Origin of the sequence: Pseudomonas syringae group sp. 243L2 (assembly GCF_032587875.1) — a bacterium.
GTDB classification, from domain to species: Bacteria; Pseudomonadota; Gammaproteobacteria; order Pseudomonadales; family Pseudomonadaceae; genus Aquipseudomonas; species Aquipseudomonas amygdali.
This window is the reverse complement of the sequence record NZ_JAWHPL010000010.1, coordinates 393,065-401,965: the sequence shown is the minus strand read 5'-3', so window position 1 is coordinate 401,965 and position 8,901 is coordinate 393,065. Positions and strand designations below refer to the sequence as shown.

The window sequence follows — 8,901 nt, the reverse complement described above, 5'->3', positions numbered from 1 at the left end:
TTGAAAGTGCTGAGGACTCGGTAGCCGGAAAACATCCGGCTACTTCAGACCTTCCCTAAGGTTGTCGCGACCTTGTTCAGACCACCTTTCATAACGATCCCGCGTCTGCACCTCTCCAGAGATAGCCGCTTGAGCTAGATAGTCTTCGAAACCGGGATAGGCTGTGTTGAACTGCGCGTCCATGTTCTGAATATAACGGCCGAGTGCTTGTGAACGCTTATAGGTGTTCACCACGCTTCTCAGGTCGGCGGCGATGCTACCAAACATAGAATTGGGTAAGCCAGAGCCCTGAGTGAGCATATTTTGGTACTGCTGGATTTGGGTTTGGAGTTGCTCAGCAGTGTTCAAAGCTGTGTTTACCTGTTCGGCGTACTCGAACATTTGTTGGTAAAACGTTGAGCAGTTTGAGCAGTAGATGGCATAAGCCGGACTTGGTGCTATGTAGAGACTCGAACCAATGCATAAGCTCGCTACGATAAGCCTCACGCTTCGCCTAAGATCTCTGGCGGTGTACGCCGATAATTTCCCCGGTTCTGGTTTCATCTTGAATTCCTCGTTTTGCCATCATCCGACGCTCAATTATTCACCTATATGGTCAGCTTATGAATATGCGGATAAGTTTCTATCCGCATACAAATCAATGGATTGAGTCCCAGAAGTGTCCCGAAATCAAAACGGTTTTCGGGCGGAGAATATTGATTTTATTGAGGATTTCAGTCGGGCGGGGGCGATCATGTGGCCGTCTGACTTAATGTGAAATTTAAGAAAAAAAGCCCACCGAAGTGGGCTTTTTGGTGATAACCGAGCCGTCAGTGTAGTGCGCAGTAGGGGTTTGGTGTGCGATACGTGCCACGCTCTGCTTCAGGAATACGCAGTGTTTCGAGCTGCCATTCTTCAACTAGAAAAGCCAGCTCGGCCGCAAGACGTTGAGCTGCCACAATCTTTTCTCTAGTGCGCCTGCTGGGCCGGCCTAGACAAGCTTGCAGCTCGTTGAGTTGATTAGCCAATTCGTTGATGCGATGAGCTGTCTTCATGGTCAATTCCCTTGCTTATCTTTTCGACGATTCTGTCAAATTCCTCTCGGACTTGATCATCCGTAAGTTCAAGATTAACCAATCCTGATTTTATTGCAATTCTTCCGATTCTGTCAGCAGTCTCGTTGTCGAGTTTTGCAAGACGAGCCTTAGCTGTTTCCAATTCGGAAAGCGCATCGCTCCTACGTTCTGAAAGGGTCTTTCTTGCCAATTGGACTCTCCTTTTGGTGTCGGTCTAATGCTCTGATTTTGACGCGGTACATAAAATTCTAGCGGTGCCTGAATGATGATCATATGGGATTTTCCTTTCGCAGGGCAACGCGTGCGCTATGGGGCCCTCAGATAATAAAATCAATGCAATTGAAGGAAATCGAAAGCACTTGAGCGCAATTTAAGGAAATTTAAGGCAACTCTGGAGGAGGTTAATGCAGCTCAAGGCAACTTTAGGATAATCAGATAAATTAAAGGAAATTGTTTAGAAGGTTGCGTAGCTAAAGTGTGAAGTAGCCTTGAATTGCACTCGGCTGGACGGCAAGATGTGTGTTGTAGGCCTACGCTGCTCCGCAGCTAGGGCCTCCACCACTTGCCTTATTCGCCTTCGGCTAAACGGACAGTCTTGCTCTGCGAGGCTTACCGTCGCTGCCGCGACTCAAAAGCAGAAAGGAAAAAGCATGGGAACAGAGCAAAAGCCACGGCCACGGCGGGAGCTTCCACCGATCAAGGTTTGGGTGTCTGTTGACGAGCGCGCCGCCATTCAGGAACGAGCAGATCAGACAGGACTTTCCCTGTCCGCGTATCTGCTTGCGGTTGGCATGAACACGCCAATAAGGTCGGTTGTAGACTTGGCCGCCGTAGGTGACTTGATAAGGTCAATGGCGACCTTGGGCGGGTCGCGGGGTTGTTGAAATTGTGGCTCGCCGAGAAGCATGGGCAAGGAGCACGAGCAGTAGACGTTGATGCCATCATGGTGGAATTTTGCGAACTACAAGGAGAGGTTAGAACGATTATGAGCAGGGTTGTGTATGCGAGGAAATGAAAACGGCCTCGTGAGGTCGGTTTCGGTATTTCCTTTTGGTGCATTATTCGAGGGTTTCTCCAGTTTGACCAGTACGCCGTCTGTGACTTCGGCCTTCACCATTTTGGCATGTGTGACTAAATATTCCACATATAGTCCTCAGCTTGTTATCGTTGTGCACAAATACCGGAAGGATTGAAAGCAGTGGCGCGGTTGAAGGGAGTCTAGCCCTCGTCATCAGTTTTAGATGCTGATGACGAGAGTTTGGTCTATAAGTGGAAGTGCTTTTAGGAGCTTAATTAATCTATAGTGCTCTGGCCTAAGAAATTAATGTGGGCATTACTCGCGAGCATTTCACCTGTATGAATTATTGTTTTGGTCAGAGTTTAGCGATTGATTAACTTAGCAAGTCCTCCGAAGGTTAATGCGTAAGGGGAAGTTACTTTTGTGTTTAGTGCTTGCTGGTTGCAAACCTCCCATGCGGAAATCAGCGCGCCTTGAAGGTGCTCTAAGGCTTCATCGTTATTAATGTTTTTAATTTTCTCGAGTTCTACGCGAGCTTTATGGGTTGTAAAATAACTTTTTGTAGCGGCATCCAAAGGCAATTGCATGCCTAAATGAACAATTGCGTTGAGTCCGGCAAGGAAGCAACGGTTGTTGAATTGTTCGTACAGCGCGCTGAAGGAAAAGCCTATCCCACTCAGACTCAACTTTGCTCGCTTGATGTCTGGTGGTGTCGTCGCAGCTTGATCTGCAATTGACCACCCAGAGAGCACTGCGGCAGTTGACTGGTCTCCCGAAGCGCCCGAGCATGTTGCCCACTCAAACCAAAATCCCCGCTTGTTTCCGACCTTATCTTCGAACCGAGAAAGAACTTCGGCACCCGAAGCAGCGGCACCACATCCGCGGTAAATACTTGCAAGGTTGATCGCTAGCTCCGCTGACTTGACATCAACCTCGACCAGCGCGCGCGCTACGCGCACCGCAGTTTCTGGAGATTTTTCGAGGAAATGGTTAGGCAAATTATACTCCCATTTGGAGTATTCGAGGATAAATTCGGTTGGTCTGGCTGCTTTGGCTGCGCGTGCTAAATCCTCGAACCGGCACGCAATATCCTCTCCAAACTCATTTTTCATGATTGCGATTGCCGCTTCGGCTATGCGTCGATGACGTGTCAGCAGAATGGAACCGCCGCTCACAGCAGCTTCCCGCGCCAAAGGGACTATGACCTGTTGACCAAGTTGACGCGAATCGCAGCCCAACACTTTAGCCAATACTGGCCTTGACATGAAGCCTAGGCCCTCTGCGTGCATCGCGGCAATGTAGACAAAAGCATCTAAGAGAGTACGGCCCGATGGTAGTTGATATCCTCCTAGACGATCAATTAGACGAGCCACATGTGGCCGCAATCCGGTTCCGAGTCGTACTGCGAGAATTCCTCCTAGGAGCGAACCTTCAGTAACCTCTGCCTCATGCTGAGTCGCGTCGAACAGAACTCGGCCGCTCTCCCTAATTTGATCTGCTGTTTTAGATGATTTCCCTGAACCTTCGAATGAACTCCATGCTGTTGAAATCAATAGAGCGTCATCTTCCGTAAGACCGCTCATTGAGGTCTTGCGGTGATCCGCATGTCTCGACCACTCAATTGATTCAGATTTAGTAGCACGCCAGTCGGTATCTCGGGAGCACAATAGAAATATGATATCGGTGCGCTTTTCCAGATGCGATTTTTTCACGACCTCAAACAGAGACCTAGCTACTAGGTCGGCATTATCTGTCGCGATTATCCAAGGTCCTTTGGGGAGTCGAGTTAAATTATCGATAGGTAGTGGGCTCAATTCATCAACATGCCAGAGGATATTAATATCTTTATTTAATTCCAGTGTGGCTGCTAATGTTTGACGTAGAGCCAAGGACTTGCCTTCACCACCCGGGCCGGTAAGTAGCATGAGCAATGGGCGCTCTGGGTTACGATAGGAAACGATCTGATTAACCAAGCTTGTAACAACGGCTCTGTGAGGTATCTGCGGGCAAAGAGCAAAGCCCCAATCCGGTTCGCCGCCATTGAAAAAGCGCTCGGCTTCTTCAATAGTAATATCGCGACGTTTGGAATCTATCGATTTAACGGTCAGGAGCTCCCATCCATTCGGCGTGCTCCATTGGCTAGTATTCGCGATGACAGGTTGCAGCCTTGGCAATGGGTATGCCCACCAATCTGTATTATCTAGACGCCGCTTTTCGGGAAACCTTCCGGTTTCAACCGGCCAGTCATAATTGTCAGGATTCCAGAAATAGGGAGCGAGCTTAACTTTCTCCGCACGGATGTCGATCTCTCCCCATAACAAACCGTTGCGCCACGGTTCGCCATCCCTTGCTTGGAACGCTGATCCGGACTGTAACACTAGGAAACTTTCGCCTGCGCCATCCTCCTGACTGCCTTCGGCTTTATGCAGATGTCCGTGCAGATAAATTACGCGGTGGTGCCCAAATAATGCTCGCAACCTACGCGCGTGTTCCTCATGCAACCATGCAAGCGGATGATGCCCAAGTACGAAGCGTATAGGACAGTCTTTTACTCGCTCCAAGGCTGCTTCCACCAACTCAACGCCAGGTGTCAACTTCAGCTGGTCGCGATCGTCCATCGACAGCCATGCTGTGTTTATCCCAACGATTCCAACCTGTACCCCATTAATCGAGGCAGTTTCGGCAAATGCTCCGTGGGGGGTAGTGATCCAATCGCCTGATAAATCAGCAACAGCACCCTGCCTATAAGCCTTAAACCGGGGCGATAAAATATCCCGTTTGGTTTTGCCTAGTCGGTTTGCTTCGAAGAACTGGCTACTGCCACTTAGAGGTGTTAGACGGTCAAAATTATCGTTCTTAGTGCGATCAACGTCGTGATTTCCAGGCACGGCAAGAATGCGGCCCGACCAACTAGCACCGCCAAGAGCCTCTCGCAGAGGATTAAGGAATCCATTACGGAAGTCTCTATATTCATTTTTCAGCCCGCGATTGGTTATGTCGCCGGTAATGAAAACGAAATCTGGAACGAACCCTGTATCAACTTTTGCTTTTACGTGATCAATGATCCTTGCAAGCAACCGTTCTTGTGCAGTCCGATCTTTGCCGATATGAAAGTCTGAGCAGTGTAACCAACGCATTGGAAATCCCTTTTTAAAGCATCCAATTTTGACTGAGCTGGGTATCGCAAGAACGTTCAGCTCGTTGAGAAAATAGCATCCAGTCTACCAGCAGCACGCATTGACAGGCGTATGTAGCTCCAAGTGCTATAACAAAATTTTATTTTTCCTACTGTTGCTGAATCCAACCCTTCTACCAGCAACGTCGCGACGGCTGCTGGCGGAGGGGAGCAAACGACAACCGAAGTCGCGGCGCTCCTGGGCGTGTGTCGCGTCACCCTGTACCGTACCCTCAATAAAGAGGATGGCCGCAGATGAAAGACCGACCACACGACGAGGCAATGGTCGAGCAGTTCCACGCCAATCCGGCCTATGCGGCCGAGTTGCTGACTGAAGTGCGCCGTAACGGCGACTCGACTGAGCTGGCCATCCTATTGCGACAGATGACCAAGGCGTTCGGGCAGGATGAGGGGTGGAGTCTTGCCGATGCAGAGCGCAAACTATCGTCTACATAACAGGGTATGGCACATTTCATGGCATTGAGAGCCTTTCGTGCCATAAGCTAATGATATTGATGGGTTTTTATCTATCGTTAACAATCGAGTGGAGTGATTCCGCGTCCGGCACTGTCCGGCATCCGCTAGCAAAAAACGCCCTGGAGCCCGCTTAATTGCGGGCTTTTGGCTTTTTGGGCCCGGTAAATTCTCGCAGCTTTGCGCATCGCCAAGCACTTTGTTCATGTGGCGTGACCTATCAACGGCCCCTCGCCACACGTCGCGCTGGCATTGGTCCGTTTAGCAATGCCAGAATGTCACTGGCTACCCGAATCAATAAATTCGGGTTCTTACGGCACGGATGCGTACAGGCGGTCATCACGCCTGTTTAAGGGATTTATGGTTTCCATCTATGTGTGTGGCGAGGACAAAACCCGGCAGATCAGTGGCTGGGATATAAAGCCAGATGGCAAGGGCGAGTTCACCCTGACGTGCTACTACCCCTCTCAAAAAACTTATTCCCGCCCGCTGGGTGATTGCAGGGTCGTGCCTACCCTGGAATTGAAGGACATGCTTCTTCTGAGAAAAGGAAGCTCGGAATTCAATCCCGTCGATAGGGTGGAGATATACGGTGATAAACACGCCCTCGTTCAATACCCGGGAAAATCGAAAAAATACATTTTTAACATGGACAGTGTTGAGTTCTTTTCCCCGACCTCAATCACTGATGAGCCTGCATTCACTTATTTTCGCTCAGTGGCCACAGCCAAGGTCAGCGCTGCCGCTGCCGCTGCCGGTGATAAAAAGGGCATGGCCGAAAATATTGACCGCCAAATGGGGGGCCTTTCGTTGTCTCCGGCCACGGCGCTGCATGCTTACTGCAAAGGGCAGCATGGAAAGCTGGAGTCGTCGGGTAATTTCATCTTTCCTTTCGGCCTCAACGAAAGTCAGCTCAGGGCGGTGGAGCAAGCGTTCCTTTCACAGGTAAGCGTGATTGAAGGTCCTCCCGGCACGGGCAAGACGCAGACTATTCTGAACATCATTGCCAACATTCTTTTGCAGGGAAAAACAGTGGCGGTGGTGTCCAACAACAATTCCGCGGTCGAGAATGTTTATGAAAAGCTAGGCAAGTGTGGCCTGGATTATCTGGTCGCGAGGCTGGGTAAAAACGACAATCAGAAGGAGTTTTTTGCCAACCGTCCTTCTCGACCTTCCGCAGATCCTTCACCAGCGCCTGCCATTGAGCATATCCAGGCTGTGCTGCAACAGCTCAAAGGCTACCTGGGCGCTCGTAACGCGGTGGCGCAGTTGCAGATCGAGATTAGCGAACTGGAGATAGAGCGTCGCTACCTTACTGAGTGGCAGCGGGATAACGTTGTGGCCGGTCCTTCTCTGGACAGATATAAACTGTCGCCACAAAAGACGACGGACTTGATGGCTTACCTCGAGCAGCTTGCGAGCGAGCGCATCAGAATCAAGGACCGTATCGAGCTCTTGTTCAATTTCAGAATTTTGCGCACCCGACCCTTCGATAATTGGGACAAGCGCATGTCTGCCTTCTACAGCCTGCAGCTCCATTATTACGACAAGGTCTTGCAAGATAAAAAGACGGAGTTGGCTGCCCATGAAGAAGCGTTGCGACTCGGTAACTTCAAGGCGCTGCTGGAGGAGTTGACCACTTCTTCCATGCTTCACCTGAAACACCACCTGCATCGTCATATCTCTGATGACGATACCTTCGACACTACTTACAGAAAGCGGCTTGATGCGTTCCTGAAGCGCTACCCGGTCATTGGCAGCAGTACGCATTCAATCGTCAACTCCCTTGGCGGCAAGGCTGTTCTCGATTACGTGATTATTGACGAGGCCTCGCAACAGGACATCGTCCCAGGTGTACTGGCACTCAGTTGTGCGAAAAATCTGATCATCGTGGGGGACAGGAAGCAACTTGCACACATCCCGGAAAAACTCGGGCTGGAAGCGCCCGCGCCCTGGTATGACTGTGAGAAGTACAGCCTTTTGGACTCATGCGTCAGTGTGTTCGGCAACTCGATACCGATGACGTTGCTCAAAGAGCACTATCGGTGTCATCCCCGGATTATTCAGTTCTGCAATCAGCAGTTTTACGATAATCAGCTAGTACCGATGACAATGGACAATGGCGAAAAACCGTTGACGCTGCTGGTGACTGCCAAGGGAAACCACACGCGCAACAATTCCAATCTCAGAGAACTCGACTCTTTATTGGCAGTGCTTGAGGCCGACGGGGAAAGCCTCTGGGAGGGCGAAGATGGCAGAGGGTTCATTGCCCCCTTCAAGAATCAAGCGATGCTTTCAGGTTCCTGCCTGCCAGCTGATTTTGTCAGAGCCACCGTGCATAAATTTCAGGGCAGGGAGTGTGACGAAATTGTCTTTTCTACCGTGCTGGACAAGTACAAAAGCCCGGAGCGCCTGAGTTTCGTCGACGATGCACGTATGGTCAACGTCGCGGTTTCCAGAGCCAAAAGCAGGTTCACGCTGGTCACGGGTGATAACGTTTTCAAAACCAGTAATGGCCATATCGCTGCGCTGATCCGCTACATGGAATATTACGCGGATGACGGGCAGGTCCATCGAGCGCCTGTTATCTCGGCATTCGATCTGCTCTATAAAGAGTACGACCGATCACTTGAGCGTCTCAATAAAAGGCTCAATCCCGATGACTCGTTATTCAAGTCCGAGCAGATTGTGGCGCAGATACTTCGTGAGGCACTGGCTCAGGAACCCCGCCGAGGGATCATGTTCCACCGTGAGATCCGGCTGATGCAACTGGCAGCGGTGGCCCGCGCAAGCTTCACGGAGAGAGAGCTGGAGTTTATGAGAAACGCTGCGCGATGCGATTTCGTGCTCTATTTCAAGGTGGGTAAGACCCCCTTGGGCGTGATTGAAGTCGACGGTGGTTACCATGACGATCCGTTACAGATTGAACGAGACGCTGTGAAAAACAGCATTCTGAATAAATGCGGTATTCCTTTGCTTCGTTTGCGGACCATCGAGAGCCGTATTGAAGAGAAGGTTGCGGCGTTTCTGGATCAATGGACGCCACCTGCGCGGGATGAAAGTCGTAGAGTTTCGCCGGGTTGAAGGTGGCTCTAACGTTCAGCATGAGGGCCCGTTCATCAAATTGAGCGGTATCGAGACAAGCTATTGTTAAACCAGATTCCGGTGGCTCCAGGCCA

The 8,901-nt window shown here is 50.5% G+C and carries 5 protein-coding genes and 2 pseudogenes; 3 read left to right on the top strand and 4 right to left on the bottom strand.

Annotation, left to right across the window (positions count from 1 at the left end; translation table 11 throughout):
• Positions 1 to 42: 42 nt before the first annotated feature.
• The 3 genes and pseudogenes from trbJ to RYB66_RS05755 form a co-directional block, all read right to left on the bottom strand.
• A pseudogene (trbJ, locus tag RYB66_RS05765) lies at positions 43 to 543 on the bottom strand (P-type conjugative transfer protein TrbJ); the annotation flags it as partial.
• Positions 544 to 809: 266 nt separating this feature from the next.
• Positions 810 to 1,034, bottom strand: coding sequence for a hypothetical protein (locus RYB66_RS05760; protein ID WP_316893991.1), 225 nt, complete (start codon positions 1,032 to 1,034; stop codon positions 810 to 812).
• Positions 1,000 to 1,245: a TraC family protein gene (locus RYB66_RS05755; RefSeq protein WP_316893985.1), complete on the bottom strand. Its 246-nt coding sequence runs from the start codon at positions 1,243 to 1,245 to the stop codon at positions 1,000 to 1,002. The genes RYB66_RS05760 and RYB66_RS05755 overlap by 35 nt, the downstream gene beginning before the upstream one ends.
• Positions 1,246 to 1,705: 460 nt before the next feature.
• Here RYB66_RS05755 and RYB66_RS05750 point away from each other — a divergent pair.
• Positions 1,706 to 2,070, top strand: a pseudogene (locus RYB66_RS05750) (plasmid mobilization protein).
• Positions 2,071 to 2,435: 365 nt separating this feature from the next.
• Here the strand turns inward: RYB66_RS05750 and RYB66_RS05745 are convergent.
• On the bottom strand, positions 2,436 to 5,210 hold the full coding sequence (locus RYB66_RS05745) for a metallophosphoesterase (protein WP_316893982.1): 2,775 nt from the start codon (positions 5,208 to 5,210) through the stop codon (positions 2,436 to 2,438).
• Between the two features lie 293 nt (positions 5,211 to 5,503).
• Here RYB66_RS05745 and RYB66_RS05740 point away from each other — a divergent pair, with 293 nt between their 5' ends.
• Positions 5,504 to 5,704 (top strand): transcriptional regulator, encoded by a 201-nt coding sequence (locus RYB66_RS05740; protein WP_316893979.1) that lies wholly within the window; start codon positions 5,504 to 5,506, stop codon positions 5,702 to 5,704.
• Between the two features lie 378 nt (positions 5,705 to 6,082).
• Entirely contained in the window at positions 6,083 to 8,806 is a 2,724-nt protein-coding gene (locus tag RYB66_RS05735; protein WP_316893977.1) for an AAA domain-containing protein, read from the top strand.
• Positions 8,807 to 8,901 lie beyond the last annotated feature (95 nt).